At 69.8% G+C, this 17,198-nt stretch carries 19 protein-coding genes; all 19 read left to right on the top strand.

Going from position 1 to position 17,198, the window contains the following annotated elements:
- Position 1: 1 nt before the first annotated feature.
- The 19 genes from rplO to AB0K43_RS04185 all read left to right on the top strand — a co-directional run bounded on the left by rplO (position 2) and on the right by AB0K43_RS04185 (position 17,197).
- Positions 2 to 454 carry a 50S ribosomal protein L15 gene (gene rplO, locus AB0K43_RS04095; protein WP_363635509.1) on the top strand — a complete coding sequence of 151 codons (453 nt, stop codon included), beginning with the start codon at positions 2 to 4 and terminating at the stop codon, positions 452 to 454.
- Positions 455 to 734: 280 nt separating this feature from the next.
- Positions 735 to 2,042 carry a preprotein translocase subunit SecY gene (secY, locus tag AB0K43_RS04100; protein ID WP_363635511.1) on the top strand — a complete coding sequence of 436 codons (1,308 nt, stop codon included), beginning with the start codon at positions 735 to 737 and terminating at the stop codon, positions 2,040 to 2,042.
- Positions 2,042 to 2,701 (top strand): adenylate kinase, encoded by a 660-nt coding sequence (locus AB0K43_RS04105; RefSeq protein WP_363635513.1) that lies wholly within the window; start codon positions 2,042 to 2,044, stop codon positions 2,699 to 2,701. The genes secY and AB0K43_RS04105 overlap by 1 nt, the downstream gene beginning before the upstream one ends.
- 135 nt (positions 2,702 to 2,836) lie before the next feature.
- Positions 2,837 to 3,673 (top strand): type I methionyl aminopeptidase, encoded by an 837-nt coding sequence (map, locus tag AB0K43_RS04110; protein WP_363635515.1) that lies wholly within the window; start codon positions 2,837 to 2,839, stop codon positions 3,671 to 3,673.
- Between the two features lie 136 nt (positions 3,674 to 3,809).
- Entirely contained in the window at positions 3,810 to 4,235 is a 426-nt protein-coding gene (mscL, locus tag AB0K43_RS04115; protein ID WP_363635517.1) for a large conductance mechanosensitive channel protein MscL, read from the top strand.
- A gap of 190 nt (positions 4,236 to 4,425) precedes the next feature.
- A complete protein-coding gene (gene infA, locus AB0K43_RS04120) occupies positions 4,426 to 4,647 on the top strand; it encodes a translation initiation factor IF-1 (RefSeq protein WP_003956442.1) in 222 nt (73 codons plus the stop codon).
- 35 nt (positions 4,648 to 4,682) lie between these two features.
- Positions 4,683 to 4,796, top strand: a complete 114-nt coding sequence (gene rpmJ, locus AB0K43_RS04125) for a 50S ribosomal protein L36 (protein ID WP_003956441.1) — start codon at positions 4,683 to 4,685, stop codon at positions 4,794 to 4,796.
- Positions 4,797 to 4,973: 177 nt separating this feature from the next.
- Positions 4,974 to 5,354 (top strand): 30S ribosomal protein S13, encoded by a 381-nt coding sequence (gene rpsM, locus AB0K43_RS04130; RefSeq protein WP_033824216.1) that lies wholly within the window; start codon positions 4,974 to 4,976, stop codon positions 5,352 to 5,354.
- Between the two features lie 72 nt (positions 5,355 to 5,426).
- Positions 5,427 to 5,834: a 30S ribosomal protein S11 gene (gene rpsK / locus AB0K43_RS04135; RefSeq protein WP_073924289.1), complete on the top strand. Its 408-nt coding sequence runs from the start codon at positions 5,427 to 5,429 to the stop codon at positions 5,832 to 5,834.
- Positions 5,835 to 5,972: 138 nt separating this feature from the next.
- A complete protein-coding gene (locus AB0K43_RS04140; RefSeq protein WP_363635520.1) occupies positions 5,973 to 6,995 on the top strand; it encodes a DNA-directed RNA polymerase subunit alpha in 1,023 nt (340 codons plus the stop codon).
- Between the two features lie 130 nt (positions 6,996 to 7,125).
- On the top strand, positions 7,126 to 7,599 hold the full coding sequence (rplQ, locus tag AB0K43_RS04145) for a 50S ribosomal protein L17 (RefSeq protein ID WP_363635522.1): 474 nt from the start codon (positions 7,126 to 7,128) through the stop codon (positions 7,597 to 7,599).
- A 114-nt stretch (positions 7,600 to 7,713) separates the two neighbouring features.
- On the top strand, positions 7,714 to 8,616 hold the full coding sequence (gene truA, locus AB0K43_RS04150; protein ID WP_363635524.1) for a tRNA pseudouridine(38-40) synthase TruA: 903 nt from the start codon (positions 7,714 to 7,716) through the stop codon (positions 8,614 to 8,616).
- A 63-nt stretch (positions 8,617 to 8,679) separates the two neighbouring features.
- The gene (locus AB0K43_RS04155; protein ID WP_363635526.1) at positions 8,680 to 10,344 is read left to right on the top strand and encodes an ATP-binding cassette domain-containing protein; all 1,665 of its coding nucleotides are present in this window, start codon (positions 8,680 to 8,682) and stop codon (positions 10,342 to 10,344) included.
- Between the two features lie 225 nt (positions 10,345 to 10,569).
- Entirely contained in the window at positions 10,570 to 11,013 is a 444-nt protein-coding gene (gene rplM, locus AB0K43_RS04160) for a 50S ribosomal protein L13 (RefSeq protein ID WP_033824211.1), read from the top strand.
- Positions 11,014 to 11,061: 48 nt separating this feature from the next.
- Complete coding sequence (rpsI, locus tag AB0K43_RS04165; protein ID WP_363635528.1) at positions 11,062 to 11,565, top strand: 30S ribosomal protein S9; 504 nt, start codon at positions 11,062 to 11,064, stop codon at positions 11,563 to 11,565.
- A 166-nt stretch (positions 11,566 to 11,731) separates the two neighbouring features.
- Complete coding sequence (gene glmM / locus AB0K43_RS04170; protein ID WP_363635530.1) at positions 11,732 to 13,099, top strand: phosphoglucosamine mutase; 1,368 nt, start codon at positions 11,732 to 11,734, stop codon at positions 13,097 to 13,099.
- Positions 13,100 to 13,246: 147 nt separating this feature from the next.
- Positions 13,247 to 14,341, top strand: a complete 1,095-nt coding sequence (locus AB0K43_RS04175; RefSeq protein ID WP_363635532.1) for a hypothetical protein — start codon at positions 13,247 to 13,249, stop codon at positions 14,339 to 14,341.
- A gap of 7 nt (positions 14,342 to 14,348) precedes the next feature.
- On the top strand, positions 14,349 to 15,461 hold the full coding sequence (locus tag AB0K43_RS04180; RefSeq protein WP_363635534.1) for a glycosyl hydrolase: 1,113 nt from the start codon (positions 14,349 to 14,351) through the stop codon (positions 15,459 to 15,461).
- A gap of 137 nt (positions 15,462 to 15,598) precedes the next feature.
- On the top strand, positions 15,599 to 17,197 hold the full coding sequence (locus AB0K43_RS04185; protein WP_363635536.1) for a hypothetical protein: 1,599 nt from the start codon (positions 15,599 to 15,601) through the stop codon (positions 17,195 to 17,197).
- Position 17,198: the final 1 nt, after the last annotated feature.

Consider the following 17,198-nt stretch of genomic DNA (forward strand, 5'->3'; position numbering starts at 1 on the left):
CATGGCGGACAATCCGCTGAAGGTCCACAACCTGAAGCCTGCCCCGGGTGCCAAGACCGCCAAGATCCGTGTGGGTCGTGGTGAAGGCTCCAAGGGTAAGACCGCAGGTCGTGGTACCAAGGGCACCAAGGCTCGCTACCAGGTTCCGCAGCGCTTCGAGGGTGGCCAGATGCCCCTCCACATGCGCCTGCCGAAGCTCAAGGGCTTCAAGAACCCGGCCCACAAGCAGTTCCAGGTCGTGAACCTGGACAAGCTGGCCGAGCTCTACCCGCAGGGTGGCGAGGTCACCGTGGCCGACCTGATCGAGAAGGGCGCCGTTCGCAAGAACGAGCTCGTCAAGGTCCTCGGCCAGGGCGACATCGCGGTGGCGCTGCAGGTGACGGTCGACGCCGTCTCCGGCTCCGCGGCCGAGAAGATCACCGCCGCCGGCGGCACCGTCACCGAGCTCCTCTGAGCCTGTTGACCCCCGGGCCCCGCAGCTCCCGAAAGGGAGGTGCGGGGCCCGCTGCATTTGCAGACGAATTGTGTGCCAAAACCGGGCAAGCCGTACCCCGTCAGTGGGGGAGCGGTGGCTCAAGCTTCTGCCCGGTGGCCGTGCACTGTTAGAGTCCGTGGAGTTCCCTTGTACGCTGGCGCAAGGCTTGCCTGTGCCAGCCCGTACGGGGGCGCGCAATCCACTCCCCATTCAGGACCGACCCTCCCGCCGACGATGTGCGGGAGGCGCAGGAGGCACCGTGCTCAGTGCGTTCGCGCGGGCGTTCCAGACGCCCGACCTGCGCAAGAAGCTGCTGTTCACGCTGGGCATCATGGTGCTGTTCAGGGCGGGCGCGCACATTCCCGTACCGGGCGTCAACTTTGTTGCCGTCAACCAGTGTCTGAAGGACACCCCGGGTGGTCTGTTCGCCCTGGTGAACCTCTTCAGCGGTAATGCGCTGCTGCAGCTGACGATCTTCGCGCTCGGCATCATGCCGTACATCACGGCCAGCATCATCCTCCAGCTCCTCACCGTGGTCATCCCGCGGCTCGAGGCGCTGAAGAAGGAGGGGCAGGCCGGTACGGCGAAGATCACCCAGTACACCCGCTACCTGACCATCGCGCTCGCCGTGCTCCAGGGCACCGGCATCGTCGCGACGGCCTCCAGCGGCGCCCTGTTCAGTGGTTGCGCCTACGCCAACCAGGTCGTGCCGGACCAGTCGGTCTTCCGGATCGCCACCATGGTCATCACGATGACCGCGGGCACCACGGTGATCATGTGGCTGGGTGAGCTGATCACCGACCGCGGTATCGGCAACGGCATGTCCATCCTGATCTTCACCTCGATCGCGGCCGGCTTCCCCGGCTCGATGTGGCAGATCAAGCAGTCCGGCACCATCGGCGGCGGCTGGGTCGAGTTCTTCAGCGTCATCGCGGTCGGCATCGTCGTGGTCGGCCTGGTCATCTTCGTCGAGCAGGCACAGCGCCGGATCCCGGTGCAGTACGCGAAGCGGATGATCGGCCGGCGGGCGTTCGGCGGCACCTCGACCTACATCCCGCTCAAGGTGAACCAGGCCGGTGTGATCCCGGTCATCTTCGCCTCGTCGCTCCTCTACATCCCGGCACTGGTGGTGCAGCTCACCAACAGCCAGGCGGGCTGGGCGGTCTGGGTCAAGAACCACTTCGTCCGCGGCGACCACCCGGTCTACATGGTCACGTACTTCGTACTGATCGTCTTCTTCGCCTTCTTCTATGTGGCCATCTCCTTCAACCCCGAAGAAGTTGCCGACAATATGAAGAAGTATGGTGGGTTCATCCCGGGTATCCGGGCCGGCCGACCGACGGCCGAGTACCTGAACTACGTGCTCACCCGCATCACGTGGCCGGGATCGCTCTACCTGGGTCTGATCGCGTTGATCCCGATGATCGCCCTGGTCGCCTTCGGACAGCAGACCAACTTCCCGTTCGGCGGCACCAGCGTGCTCATCGTCGTCGGCGTGGGCCTCGAAACTGTCAAGCAGATCGAGAGCCAACTCCAGCAGCGTAACTACGAAGGGTTCCTCCGCTGATGCGAATCGTCCTCGTCGGGCCTCCCGGGGCAGGGAAGGGTACTCAGGCGCACGTCCTGGCCAAGACCCTGTCCATCCCGCACATCTCCACCGGAGACCTGTTCCGCGCCAACATCAGCCAGGGCACCCCGCTGGGGCTCGAGGCCAAGGCGTACATGAACGAGGGTCGCCTGGTACCGGATGAGGTCACCATCGGGATGGCCAAGGACCGGATGCTCCAGGCGGACGCCGCCGGCGGCTTCCTGCTCGACGGCTTCCCGCGGAACCTCGTCCAGGCGAAGGCGCTGGACGAGTTCCTGGTCGAGCAGGGCATCGCCCTGGACGGCGTGCTGGACCTCGAGGTCCCCGAGGACGAGGTCGTCAACCGGATCGCCGGACGTCGGCTCTGCCGCAACGACGGGGGCCACGTCTACCACGTGGTGTACAACCCGCCGAAGGAGGAGGACGTCTGCGACGAGTGCGGCGGCGAGCTGTACCAGCGTCCGGACGACACCGAGGACAAGGTGCGGACCCGGCTGGAGGTCTACCACACGGAGACCGAGCCGATCATCGACTACTACGCGCAGCAGGACCTGCTGGTGACCATCCCGGCCCTGGGCAAGGTGGACGAGGTCACCGCGCGGGCGATCGCCGCGCTGGAGAAGAACAAGGACGCCTGAGCGTCCGCAGTGCCATGAAACGGCCGGGGTGCCCCCGCACGGGGCGTCCCGGCCGTTTCCGGCGTCGTACGGTGGTAGCAGCACGGCCGCCCGGCAAGGACCGGGCGCGCGACGAACAGTGGAAGGCGTGACCGGATGGTGGAGATCAAGACCCCCGAGCAGATCGCGAAGATGCGGGTGGCCGGGCTGGTCGTCGCCGAAGCGCTCAAGGCCTGCCGGGAGGCGGTCGCCCCGGGGGTGACCACCCAGGAGCTCAACGACATCGCGGCGAAGGTGATCGCCGACCACGGCGCGACCTCGAACTTCCGCGCGGACCACGGCGGACTGTGGTTCCCGGGGGTGATCTGCGCCTCGGTGAACAACGAGGTGGTGCACGGCATCCCGGGCGAGCGGGTGCTCCAGGAGGGCGATCTGATCTCGATCGACTGCGGCGCGATCGTGGACGGCTGGCACGGCGACGCCGCGATCACCGTCCCGGTCGGCGAGGTGGCGCCCGAGCACACCCTGCTGAGCCGGGTCACCGAGGGCTCGATGTGGGCCGGCATCGCCCAGATGAAGAAGGGCAACCGGCTGGCCGACGTGTCCCGGGCGATCGAGGGCTACATCCGCCGCCAGCCGCTGCCGCCCAAGGGCAAGTGGGGCATCACCGAGGGGTATGGCGGCCACGGCATCGGCACCGCGATGCACATGGAGCCGCACGTGCTGAACTACGTGGCCGGCCGGGGCAAGGGCCCCAAGCTGATCCCGGGCACCGTGCTGGCGATCGAGCCGATGGTCGGGCTCGGCACCCCGCACACCACGGTGCTGGAGGACGACTGGACGGTGGTCACCAACGACGGCACCTGGGCCTCGCACTGGGAGCACTCGGTGGCCGTCACCGAGCAGGGTCCGCTGGTGCTGACCGCCTTCGACGGCGGCCGTGCGGAGCTCGCCAAGCTGGGCATCACCGCAGCTCCGGACCCGCTGGCCTGATCGGAGCGGGATCAGGGCCTGGAGGCTTTCGCCTCCAGGCCCTTTGTCCTATTTTGACACTGGCAGACTTTTCGCTAGGCTCCGGCGTTTGACGGCCACCACTCCACGGGCCACCACTTACACATAGGGGCGAGCAGTGCTCAAGGGCTTCCGCGACTTCATGATGCGCGGCAACGTGATCGACATGGCGGTCGGCGTCGTCATCGGTGCCGCGTTCACCGGTGTCGTGACCGGCTTCGTGTCGGCGTTCCTCACCCCGCTGGTCGGCGTGGTGGTCGGCGCGGCCGGCGACTTCAGCAGCTACAAGTTCACCGTGGCGGGGGTCACCTTCCCGTGCGGCCAGTTCCTGAACGTGCTGATCGCCTTCCTGATGACGGCGGCGGTGCTGTACTTCTGCGTGGTGCTGCCGGTCACCAAGGCGACCGCCCGCTACCTGCCGAAGAAGCCGAAGGCGCCCAAGCGCCCCTGCCCGGAGTGCCTGACCGAGATCCCGCAGGCGGCCCGCCGCTGCGCGGCCTGCACCGCGGTGGTCGAGCCGGTCGCGGTCGGCACCACCTACTGAGACCGGGTACGGAGTGTGACCGGGCGGCATCGTTTTGGCGTCGGGTTGCTGCCTGACGTAGACTGATGCGTCGGCTCACTCGTAGCGTGCTTCGGCACGCCCTCTTCCCGTGAGGGTTGGGGTGGACCCAGGCTCGCACACGAGCGTGCCGCATGCGGTAGCCGGCCCCGGAAGGTGGATCTCGCAGTTCATGGCAAAGAAGCAAGGCGCCATTGAGATCGAGGGCACCGTGATCGAGTCTCTTCCGAACGCCATGTTCAAGGTCGAGCTGCAGAACGGTCACAAGGTCCTCGCGCACATCAGCGGCAAGATGCGGATGCACTACATCCGTATCCTCCCGGACGACCGGGTTGTCGTGGAGCTCAGCCCTTACGACCTGACTCGCGGCCGGATCGTCTACCGGTACAAGTAAGAACCTGCCAGATCTAGACCCGGAGAACCTGAACCATGAAGGTCAAGCCGAGCGTCAAGAAGATCTGCGACAAGTGCAAGGTGATCCGCCGTCACGGCCGGGTCATGGTGATCTGCGACAACCTGCGCCACAAGCAGCGCCAGGGCTGATCTCTTCCCAGCATTTCTCGTAGTACTTCGCGCGACGCGCACAACGTCATAACGCGGGCTGCCCGATCCGTCCCCCCGGGACGGACTGCCACCCCCGGTCAGAGGCCGGGGCTCCCTCGCCGAGAGGTGTTGGAGTAGGTACCCCGTAAGACCTCTGAAGAACCACAGGAGCCATGAATGGCACGCCTCGCCGGCGTTGATCTCCCCCGCGAAAAGCGGATCGAGATCGCCCTCACGTACGTCTACGGCATCGGCCGTACCCGCGCCCAGCAGACGCTGGCCGAGACCGGAGTGAGCCCGGACGTCCGCGTCCGCGACATCTCCGAGGACGACCTCGTCAAGCTGCGTGAGTACATCGACGCCAACTACAAGGTCGAGGGTGACCTCCGCCGTGAGGTGGCCGCCGACATCCGCCGCAAGGTCGAGATCGGCTGCTACGAGGGCCTGCGTCACCGCCGCGGTCTGCCCGTCCGCGGCCAGCGCACCCACACCAACGCGCGTACCCGCAAGGGCCCGCGTCGCGCGATTGCCGGTAAGAAGAAGCCGGGCAAGAAGTAGTCCGTCCCGTAACCGGACATCCCTCCGGCCCGCGGGTTAGCGGACCGACCACCTCAGTAGGAGAACAGACTTATGCCCCCCAAGGGTCGTCAGGCTGCCGGCGCCAAGAAGGTGCGCCGCAAGGAGAAGAAGAACGTCGCTCACGGGCACGCCCACATCAAGAGCACGTTCAACAACACCATCGTTTCGATCACCGACCCCTCGGGCAACGTGATCTCCTGGGCCTCTGCCGGCCACGTCGGCTTCAAGGGCTCGCGCAAGTCGACCCCGTTCGCCGCGCAGATGGCCGCCGAGGCCGCCGCCCGCCGCGCGCAGGAGCACGGCATGCGCAAGGTCGACGTCTTCGTCAAGGGTCCGGGCTCCGGCCGCGAGACCGCGATCCGCTCGCTCCAGGCCACCGGCCTGGAGGTCGGCTCGATCCAGGACGTCACCCCCACCCCGCACAACGGCTGCCGGCCGCCGAAGCGCCGCCGCGTCTGACCCTGTCGGACGCAGCGCCTTCGGGCTCGCGGGTGCTTTAAACCTCGTACGGGGTCCCGTTCCGCGCGGGACCCCGTACGCTTGGTTCTGTTCGGCATCAAATAGTGGGTGCCGAAGACAACTGGAGGATCTGAAAACATGCTGATCGCTCAGCGTCCCTCGCTGACCGAAGAGGTCGTCGACGAGTTCCGCTCGCGGTTCGTGATCGAGCCGCTCGAGCCGGGCTTCGGCTACACCCTCGGCAACTCGCTCCGCCGCACGCTCCTCTCCTCGATCCCCGGCGCTGCTGTCACCAGCATCCGGGTCGACGGTGTCCTGCACGAGTTCACCACCGTGCCGGGCGTCAAGGAGGACGTCACCGACCTCATCCTCAACATCAAGCAGCTGGTCGTCTCCTCGGAGCACGACGAGCCGGTCGTGATGTACCTGCGCAAGCAGGGCCCGGGTGTGGTCACCGCCGCCGACATCGCGCCCCCGGCCGGTGTCGAGGTGCACAACCCCGAGCTGGTCCTGGCCACGCTCAACGGCAAGGGCAAGCTGGAGATGGAGCTGACCGTCGAGCGCGGTCGCGGCTACGTCTCCGCCGTCCAGAACAAGGCCTCCGGCCAGGAGATCGGCCGGATCCCGGTCGACTCGATCTACAGCCCCGTGCTGAAGGTCACCTACAAGGTCGAGGCCACCCGTGTCGAGCAGCGGACCGACTTCGACAAGCTGATCGTCGACGTCGAGACCAAGCCCGCCATGCGCCCCCGGGACGCCATGGCCTCGGCCGGTAAGACCCTCGTCGAGCTGTTCGGCCTCGCCCGCGAGCTGAACGTCGACGCCGAGGGCATCGACATGGGCCCGTCCCCGACGGACGCCGCCCTGGCCGCCGATCTGGCGCTGCCGATCGAGGAGCTGGAGCTCACCGTTCGGTCGTACAACTGCCTCAAGCGCGAGGGCATCCACACCGTGGGTGAGCTCGTCGCCCGCTCCGAGGCCGACCTGCTCGACATCCGCAACTTCGGTGCGAAGTCGATCGACGAGGTCAAGGCGAAGCTGGCCGGCATGGGCCTGGCCCTCAAGGACAGCCCGCCCGGATTCGACCCGACCGCCGCCGCCGACGCCTTCGGCGCCGACGACCTGGACGACGCGGGTTACGCGGAGACCGAGCAGTACTAAGAGTTTGTGGCGGGGGCGACCCCTGGTGGGCCGCCCCCGTCTCATTGCAAGAAAGCCGTCCGGGCAACAGTGCCCGGCCGCCCGCCGCGGTACCTGATACGGCCGCGGTCGGAGATTCAAGGAGTCATCCATGCCGCGTCCCACCAAGGGTGCCCGCCTCGGCGGCGGCCCGCACCACGAGCCGCTGCTGCTCGCCGGTCTGTGCCGGGAGCTGTTCCAGTACGGCCGCATCACCACGACCGAGGCCAAGGCCCGTCGGATGCGCCCGCTGGCGGAGAAGCTGATCACCAAGGCGAAGAAGGGCGACATCCACAACCGTCGCCTGGTTCGCAAGACGATCACCGACGTCTCCGTGCTGCACACTCTCTTCACCGAGATCGCGCCGCGCTACGAGAACCGTCCCGGTGGCTACACCCGGATCACCAAGATCATGCCCCGTCGTGGCGACAACGCCCCGATGGCCGTGATCGAGCTGGTCGAGGGCCTGACCGTCGCGCAGACCGCCGTCGGCGAGGCCGAGGGCGCCACCAAGCGCGCCGTCAAGGAGGCCGACCAGGCCGCCGAGGCGAAGGCCGACGAGACCACCGAGGTCGAGAACGCCTGACACCGCGAGGTGTGAGTCCGGGCCCGCTCACCGCTTCGGCGGGGGGCGGGCCCGTTCGTTGTCTCCGGACCGGTGGTCCGGACCCGTTTCCGGCACCCCGGGGAGAGTTCAGCAGTGCGCAAGGATTGCGATCGGACGCCGCCGCAGCAGGACGGCCCGGCCGAGGGCCTGGTCCGGATCCGGCTCGACCTGGCCTACCACGGCGGCGAGTTCTCCGGCTGGGCCCGGCAGCCGGGGCGGCGGACGGTGCAGGGCGAGATCGAGGACGCGCTGCGGATCGTCACCCGCAGCGAGCGGACCTACGACCTCACGGTGGCCGGCCGCACCGACGCCGGGGTGCACGCCCGCGGCCAGGTCGCGCACGTCGACCTCCCGCGCGAGCTGTGGGCCGCGCACGGCGAGAAGCTGCTGCGGCGGCTGGCCGGCCGGCTGCCCGCGGACATCCGGATCTACCGGGTGGGCGAGGCGCCGAGCGGCTTCGACGCCCGGTTCGCGGCGATCTGGCGCCGGTACGCCTACCGGGTCGCCGACCACCCGGGCGGGGTGGACCCGCTGCTGCGCGGGCACGTGCTCTGGCACGACCGGCCGGTGGACATCGACCGGATGAACGAGGCGGCCCGGCTGCTGGTCGGCGAGCACGACTTCGCCGCGTACTGCAAGAAGCGCGAGGGCGCGACCACCATCCGCACCCTGCTGGAGCTGCGCTGGGACCGGGTGCCGGTGGACGGCTACGCCACCCAGGAGGGCAGCCTGGCGGTGGCCACCGTGCGGGCCGACGCCTTCTGCCACAACATGGTGCGGGCGCTGGTCGGCGCCATGCTGCTGGTCGGCGACGGGCACCGGCCGGTGGAGTTCCCCGGCGAGGTGCTGCGCGGCGGGGTACGCAACTCCGCGGTCAACGTGATCCGGCCGTACGGGCTGACGCTGGAGGAGGTCGGCTACCCGGCCGACGACCGGCTGGCCGAGCGGAACCGGGCGGCCCGCCGGATGCGGACCCTGCCGGGCACCGAGGGCTGACCGCCGGGCCGGCGCCCGAAAAGCGGTTTGGCCTCCACCGTCGCCCCAGGCACAATCGCGGCCATGGGACACGTCGAGATTTCACACCTTGAGTACTACCTGCCGGACGGACGGGTGCTGTTCGACGACGCGTCCTTCCGGGTCGGCGAGGGCGCGGCGGTCGCCCTGGTCGGCGCCAACGGTGCCGGCAAGACCACCCTGCTCCGCATGATCGCCGGCGATGTCCAGCCGCACGGCGGCGGCGTCACGGTCAGCGGCGGGCTCGGCGTGATGCGCCAGTTCGTCGGGACCACCGGCCGCGAGGACCTGCGCGAGACGCCCGGCGCGCTGCCGCCGGACGCCTCCGTCCGCGACCTGCTGGTGTCGGTGGCCCCGCCGCGGATCGCCGTCGCCGCGCGCGCGGTGGACGCCGCCGAGCTGGCGATGATGGCCCAGGACGACGAGAAGACGCAGATGGCGTACGCCCAGGCGCTCTCCGACTGGGCGGACGTCGGCGGCTACGACTACGAGACCGACTGGGACGTGTGCACCACCGCGGCCCTCGGGATGCCCTTCGACCGCGCCCAGTTCCGCGGGCTGAACACCCTCTCCGGCGGCGAGCAGAAGCGTCTGGTGCTGGAGTGCCTGCTGCGCGGACCGGACGAGGTGCTGCTGCTCGACGAGCCGGACAACTACCTGGACGTCCCCGGCAAGCGCTGGCTGGAGGAGGCCATCAAGGCCACCTCCAAGACCGTGCTGTACATCTCGCACGACCGCGAGCTGCTGTCCCGGACCGCCGACAAGATCATCAGCGTCGAGTCGGGCTTCGGCGGCGGCGGGAGCAGCGTCTGGGTGCACGGCGGCGGCTTCGACTCCTTCCACGAGGCCCGCAAGGAGCGCTTCGCGCGCTTCGAGGAGCTCGGCCGGCGCTGGGACGAGGAGCACGCCAAGCTCAAGAAGCTGGTGGTCAACCTGCGCCAGGCGGCCTCGGTCAGCCATGCGCTCGCCACCCGCTACGCCGCCGCGCAGACCCGGCTGAAGAAGTTCGAGGAGGCCGGCCGCCCGGAGGAGCCGCCGCGCGAGCAGAACATCAGCATGCGGCTCAAGGGCGGCCGCACCGGCGTACGGGCGCTCACCCTGGAGGGCCTGGAACTGACCGGTCTGATGAAGCCCTTCGACCTGGAGGTCTTCTACGGCCAGCGGGTCGCGGTGCTCGGCTCCAACGGCTCCGGCAAGTCGCACTTCCTGCGGCTGCTCGCCGGCGACGAGTCGGTCGCGCACAACGGCACCTGGCGGCTCGGCGCCCGGGTGGTGCCCGGCCACTTCCGGCAGACCCACGCCCACCCGGAGCTGTTCGGGCGCACGGTGCGCTCGATCGTCGAGGAGGAGCACGCGCTCAGCCGCGGCGCCGCGATGGGCGCGCTGCGCCGGTACGAGCTGGACCGGCAGGAGGAGCAGCGCTTCGAGTCGCTCTCCGGCGGTCAGCAGGCCCGGCTGATGATCCTCAAGCTGGAGCTCTCCGGAGTCACCGCGCTGCTGCTGGACGAGCCGACCGACAACCTGGACCTGGAGAGCGCCGAGGCGCTCCAGGAGGGGCTGGAGGCCTTCGACGGCACCGTGTTGTGCGTCACCCACGACCGCTGGTTCGCCCGGACCTTCGACCGGTTCCTGGTGTTCGGCTCGGACGGGCGGGTCTACGAGGCGCCCGAGCCGGTCTGGGACGAGACCCGGGTGGTGCGTGATCGGTGAGGCCGGAGTCGAGCGTTTTTGACCGGTGCCGCGCGGGCCGGTAGTCTGGGCCCTTGTTGTGCGTATTGGCTCGCTCCATCTCACGTGAGAGGTCGGTACGCCGGAGACACCAGGCCGATGTTCAGCGGCCCTCCTCTGAATTGCGTCCAGAGCGGGCAAGGCTGATCTCCTCGTCCAGCGTGCTCCTGTCAAGGACACACTCACTGAAAAGCGAAGGCTACGACCGTGCGTACGTACAGCCCCAAGCCCGGCGACGTCCAGCGTCAGTGGCACGTCATCGACGCGAACGACGTCGTGCTCGGCCGCCTGGCCTCCCAGGCCGCCTCCATCCTGCGGGGCAAGCACAAGGCGATCTACGCGCCGCACGTTGACACCGGTGACTTCGTCATCATCATCAACGCTGACAAGGTGCACCTGTCGGGTAACAAGAAGACCCAGAAGCTGGCTTACCGTCACAGCGGTTTCCCGGGCGGTCTCCGCTCGGTCCGCTACGACGAGCTGCTCGACAAGAACCCCGAGAAGGCCGTCGAGAAGGCCATCAAGGGCATGCTCCCCAAGAACAGCCTGGGCCGCCAGATGCTCTCCAAGCTGAAGGTCTACTCGGGCGACCAGCACCCGCACGCTGCGCAGCAGCCGGTGCCGTTCGAGATCACCCAGGTCGCGCAGTAATTCCGGCCACCCAACCCCATCACTGAAAAGCAGGAGCTGAGGAACACCGTGGCCGAGACTGCCATCGAGAACACCCTCGAGGTCGAGTTCGACGAGAGCGTCGACGAGTACACCTCCGAGACCGAGTACAGCACTGAGTCGCTGGCCGGCCGCTTCGGCGAGGCCACCCCGGGCGCCGGCCTCGGCCGCCGCAAGGAGGCGATCGCCCGCGTGCGCATCGTCCCCGGCACCGGCAAGTGGAAGATCAACGGCCGCACCCTGGAGAACTACTTCCCCAACAAGGTGCACCAGCAGACCGTCAACGAGCCGTTCAAGCTCCTTGAGCTCGACGGCCGCTACGACGTCGTGGCCCGCATCGCGGGTGGCGGCGTCTCCGGTCAGGCCTACGCGCTGCGCCTCGGCGTGGCCCGTGCCCTGAACGAGGCGGACGTGGACAACAACCGCGCCGCCCTCAAGAAGGCCGGCTTCCTGATGCGTGACGCGCGTGCCGTCGAGCGCAAGAAGGCCGGTCTCAAGAAGGCCCGCAAGGCGCCGCAGTACAGCAAGCGCTAATTGCGCCCCCGGGGGGTGCGTGCCGCCCTGGTGGTGCGCGCCCTCGGGTGCACCTCGTACGCCCCGGAGTACCTCGTGTACTCCGGGGCGTCGTGCTCCCTGGCCCTGGTACGGAGGCCGGGAGCGGACGGATGATTTGCCAGCAGGGGCGACAAAGGACGGAAGCATGGGACGACTCTTCGGTACGGACGGGGTCCGCGGTGTGGCCAACGAGGGCTTGACCGCCGAACTGGCCCTGGGCCTGTCGGTGGCGGCGGCCCATGTGCTCGGTGACGCGGGGGCCTTCGACGGCCACCGGCCGGTCGCCGTGGTCGGGCGCGACCCGCGGGCCTCCGGGGAGTTCCTGGAAGCCGCCGTGATCGCCGGCCTGGCCAGCGCCGGCGTGGACGTGCTGCGGGTCGGCGTGCTGCCGACGCCGGCCGTGGCGTACCTCACCGGCGCGCTCGGCGCCGACTTCGGCGTGATGCTCTCCGCCAGCCACAACGCGATGCCGGACAACGGCATCAAGTTCCTCGCCCGCGGCGGCCACAAGCTGGACGACGCCATCGAGGACGCGATCGAGGAGCACTACCACCGCTACGGCCTGGGCACCGACGAGGACTGGAAGCGCCCCACCGGCGCCGCCGTCGGCCGGGTCCGCCAGTACACCGAGGGCTTCGACCGGTACGTCGCCCACCTGGTCGCGGTGCTGCCCAACCGGCTGGACGGCGTCAAGGTCGTCATCGACGGTGCGCACGGCGCGGCCGCCCGGGTCGCCCCCGAGGCCTTCGCCCGGGCCGGCGCCGAGGTGGTCTACACCCTGGGTGCCGAGCCCAACGGCCTGAACATCAACGAGGGCGTCGGCTCCACCCACCTGGACAAGCTCTGCGTCGCGATGCGCGAGCACAAGGCCGACCTGGGCATCGCCCTGGACGGCGACGCCGACCGCTGCCTGGCCGCCGACGCGGACGGCAACGAGGTGGACGGCGACCAGATCATCGCGATCCTCGCGGTCGCCATGCGCGAGGCCGGCACCCTGCGCGGCAACACCGCGGTCGCCACCGTGATGTCCAACCTGGGCTTCAAGCTGGCCATGGAGCGCGAGGGCATCAACCTGGTGCAGACCGCGGTCGGTGACCGCTACGTGCTGGAGGAGATGAAGCAGCACGGCTTCGCCCTCGGCGGCGAGCAGTCCGGCCACGTCATCCTGCTGGACCACGCCACCACCGGCGACGGCACCCTCACCGGCCTGATGCTGGGCGCCCGGCTGGCCGCGACCAAGCAGTCGCTGGCCGAGCTGGCCGAGGTGATGACCCGGCTGCCGCAGGTCCTGATCAACGTCAAGGGCGTCGACCGCACCCGGGTCGCCAACTCGGTCGAGCTGGCGGCCGCAGTCTCCGAGGCCGAGACCGAACTGGGCGCCACCGGACGGGTGTTGCTGCGCCCCTCCGGCACCGAGCCGCTGGTGCGGGTGATGGTGGAGGCCGCCGACGAGGTCCAGGCCAAGGCGGTCGCCGAGCGCCTGGCCGAGGCGGTCCGCACCCACCTGGGCTGAATGGGCGTCGGTCCGCGGGGGCATGCTGGAACGGGCACGGTTGCGTTGCGTTATGACAACTGCGCGGCGCAACCGTGGACCGGCTCTGGAGACTGATCCAAATGCCGATAATATGCTCCGCGTGAGCAGAGAGTGGGGGTGGTACTGATGTCCGAGGAGCAGCAGCCGCAGCCGGTGGCTGGACAGCCGCCGCAGCAGCAGCCCGGGCACGGTGTGCCGCCCCAGGGGTACGGATACCCGCCGCCGCAGGGGGCCCCCGGCCAGCCCGGCTACGGATACCCGCCGCCGCAGGGTGCCTCCGGCCAGGCCGGCTACGGATACCCGCCGCAGCAGCCCGGCTTCCCCGGCCAGCCGGGCACCCCGCAGACCCCGCCGCCTCAGGGCCCTTACCAGTCGGCCGCGTTCGGGCAGTACCCCGGCGGCCAGCCGCCGATCGAGGGCCGGTACGGCCCGGCGACCTTCCAGCACGGTGCCGAGGAGCCCGACTGGTCGGCGCTGGCCGCGCGCCACGAGGCCGAGGGCCGCAAGAAGAAGCGCACCGTCGCCGTGGCGGTCGCGCTGCTGGCGACCGTCGCGCTCGGCGGCATCGCCGCCGTGGTGATCCACCTGGCGGGCAAGGACGAGAAGCCGGTCAACCCGGCCGCGCCCAAGGTGTCGCCCGGCGCGTCCGGCTCCGGCGCCAAGACCGGGACGCCCAGCGCCCAGCCGACCAGCCCCGAGGCGGCGCTGGCCAAGGCCGGTACCGACACCGCGCCGATGAGCGTGGACACGCTCTTCCCGGAGGCGCAGGTCACCGTGGACGGCCGGGTCTACTCGCGGGCCGCCACCGAGCTCGCCGACCTGTGCGGGAACGCCACCAACAACGGTCTCGGCGCCGTCCTCGACGCGCAGAAGTGCCGCGCGGTCTACCTGGCGACCTATGTCTCGGACGGTGCCGTGGTGACCGTGGGCGTCGCCGTCTTCGACAGCAAGGGCCAGGCGGACAAGGTCCAGAGCGCCGCCACCGGCAACGTCAAGGTGCTGGTGAAGGACACCGTGCCCAAGGTCTGCCCCGATGTCGCCAAGTGCGACACCGGGCACAAGGCGATCGGGCGCTACGTCTCGTTCACCACCTCCGGCAACCGCGACCTCAGCCCGGCCGGGGCGGACAAGCCGGCCGCGCGGGCCGCCGCCGACGTGCAGAAGTACGTGCTGGGTGTCCTGACGGAGCGTGGCCGAGCCGCTATGAAGAGCGCCGGCTGACCCGCCGGTGGTACGTCGCTTCCCCTTCGGCCCCTCCAGCCGTGGCCCCCGCCTGAAGATCCTCCTCCTGGCCGTCCTCGCGCTGGCCCTGGTCAGCGCGTTGGGGTTCGTCGCCGCCGGGTCGGACAACCCGGCGGACGGCGCGACGACCGGCTCCGGCCCGTTCCCGGGGCTGTTCCCCTCGCTGTCGCCGAAGCCCGCGCCGACCGGTACGGCCGTCGCCCAGGTGGACCGGAAGGCGGTCGTCCACCCGGACGGCCTGCTGTTCGGCATCAGCACGCCGAAGGGGCCCAACCAGGCCGAGACCGACGAGGTGGCCGCGGCAGCCGGTCAACGCCCCACGGTCCAGGAGTACTTCGTCAAGTGGAACGAGGAGTTCGACCCGGACACGGTCGAGCGCTCCTACGAGCTCGGCGCCGTGCCGCTGCTGACCTGGGAGCCGTGGGCCGGTGGCGACCAGGACACCGACCAGCCCCAGTACGCGCTGCGCCGGATCACCAGCGGCGCGCACGACGGCTACCTGACCAGGTTCGCCCGGAGCGTCAAGGCGCAGGGCCAGCCGGTGGTGCTGCGCTTCGCGCACGAGATGAACGCCGACTGGTACCCCTGGGCGGAGGGCCGCAACGGCAACCGGACCGGTGACTACGTCGCCGCCTGGCGCCACGTCCACGACCTCTTCCGCGACGAGGGCGTGACCAACGTGGTCTGGTTCTGGTGCCCCGACGCGGTGGGGGACAGCAAGGCCGATCCGGCCGGCTACTACCCGGGCCACGACTACGTGGACTGGATCGGCGCCGACGCCTACAGCACCGGTGAGGAGAGCGCCGAGCGGACCCTCCAGGCCACCTACGACGCGCTGGCCGCGATCGCCGACAAGCCGATCTTCATCGGGGAGACCTCGGTCAAGCCCGGCCAGCACCGGACCGACTGGACCTCGGAGCTGTTCACCTGGCTCCGCTCGCACCCCAAGGTCATCGGCTTCTGCTGGTTCCAGCACAACAAGGAGGGGCGCGGCCGCTACGACTGGCGGTTCACCACCTCCGCGGACTCGCAGCGGGCCTTCAGCGCGGGCCTGGCCACCCAGCGGCTGGCCGACTGGCCGCTGCGCGCCGCCTCCTGACGCGGCGCTGGTTCGCACCCGCCGGACCTCGGGGGCAGCTGACGGGCGGTCGAACGTGCGCCCTAGCATGGTGCCCGGCCGGGTACGGCCGTTTCCGTCCGGAGAAGAATGGCAGGGACCCGTTGACTGGTGTCGGTGTGCAGACGGGGGAGAGAACCACCGGTACCGGTCGACCGGCCGACGGTCCCGCGCACGAGGCGGGCATCGCCCGCAGCCTGCTCCGGTGGCTGCCGCTCGGCCTGGTGCTGCTGGTCCAAGTGGTGCTCTCCGCCCGGCTGATCGGCTCGACCACGGCCTTCATCGACGAGGGCACCTACATCTACGCCGGCCACCAGGAGTTCGACCACCTGGTGCACGGCGAGAGCGTCGCCACCTACGAGACCTTCTTCTCCGGCGTCCCGGTGCTCTACCCGGTGCTGGTGGCGATGGTGGACACGGTGGCCTCGCTGGAGGGCGCCCGGCTGCTCAGCCTGGCCTTCATGCTGTCGGCCACGGTGGCGGTGCACCTGGTGACCCGTCGGATCCACGACGGCCTGGCCGCGTTCTTCGCGTCCGCGCTGTTCGTCGCGCTGGGCCCGACCCAGTTCCTCGGCGGCTTCGCCACCTACGACGCGATGGCGCTCGCCCTGATGGCCTGGGCGGGCTGGTTCGCGGTCCGGTTCGCGTTCGGCGACGGGCGGCGCTTCCTGGTCCTGGGGGCCGGGCTGCTGGTGCTGGCCAACCTCACCAAGTACGCCTCGCTGCTGTGGAATCCGGTGGTCGTCGCTCTGGCGGTACTGGCCGGCCCGGGGTACGCGGCCTGGCGGCGCGCGCGGTGGAGGAACGGGCTCCTGTTCACCGGGGCCTGGGCCCTGCTCGCGGCCGGCCCCGCGCTGCTGGCCGGTGAGCTGTACTACCGCGGCTTCGAGAAGACCACGCTGCTGCGCAAGCCCGCCCAGGACTCGTACGCGTACGTGGCCGAGGAGGCGGCGGAGTGGGTCGGCGCGCTCGTCCTGCTGGCTCTGGCCGGCGTGGTGGTGGCGTTCCTCGCGTCCCGCGGGCGGGGGCCGGCGGCGCGGGTCCAGGCGTGGCTCGCGCTGGTGCTGCTGCTCGGCGGGATCGCGGCGCCGGTCAACCAGATCCGCATCCACACCTGGCTGTCGCTGCAGAAGCACGTCGACTTCGGGGCCTGGTTCGCCTGCATCGTCGCGGGTGCCCTGCTGGCCCGGACGGTGGCGACCGTCGTCCGGGCCGAGCTGATGCCCAAGGCCGCCGTGACCGCGCTGGTCGGCGTGCTGGCGCTGGCACCGATCGGCTTCGTCGGCGCCGGCCAGGCGAGCTTCATGATGGGTGCCTGGCCCAACTCGACGCCGCTGATCGAGGCGATCCGGCCGTACGTGCACAAGGGCGACGACGACTACCTGATCGAGGACTACAACGTCGCGGCCTACTACTTCAAGGACGAGAGCAACTGGCAGCAGTGGCACGACCTGGTGGTGGGCACGTACACCGATCCCGGCACCGGCCAGAAGCTGAACGGTGTCCCGGCGTTCAAGGCGGCGATCCGGGACCACAAGTACCGGATCATCGTGCTCGACTTCGCCCAGACCCGGGCCACCGACAAGGCGGTCGAGCCGGCCATCCAGGACGCGGGCTACCAGCTGCTGGTGACCATCCCGACCGACAACACGGCCACCCACGGGGCCTACTACGTCTACCTGTCGCCGGAGGCGGCGCAGGCCGGCAGCCGACCCTGAC

Source organism: Kitasatospora sp. NPDC049258 (assembly GCF_040678895.1).
Taxonomy (GTDB): Bacteria; Actinomycetota; Actinomycetes; order Streptomycetales; family Streptomycetaceae; genus Kitasatospora.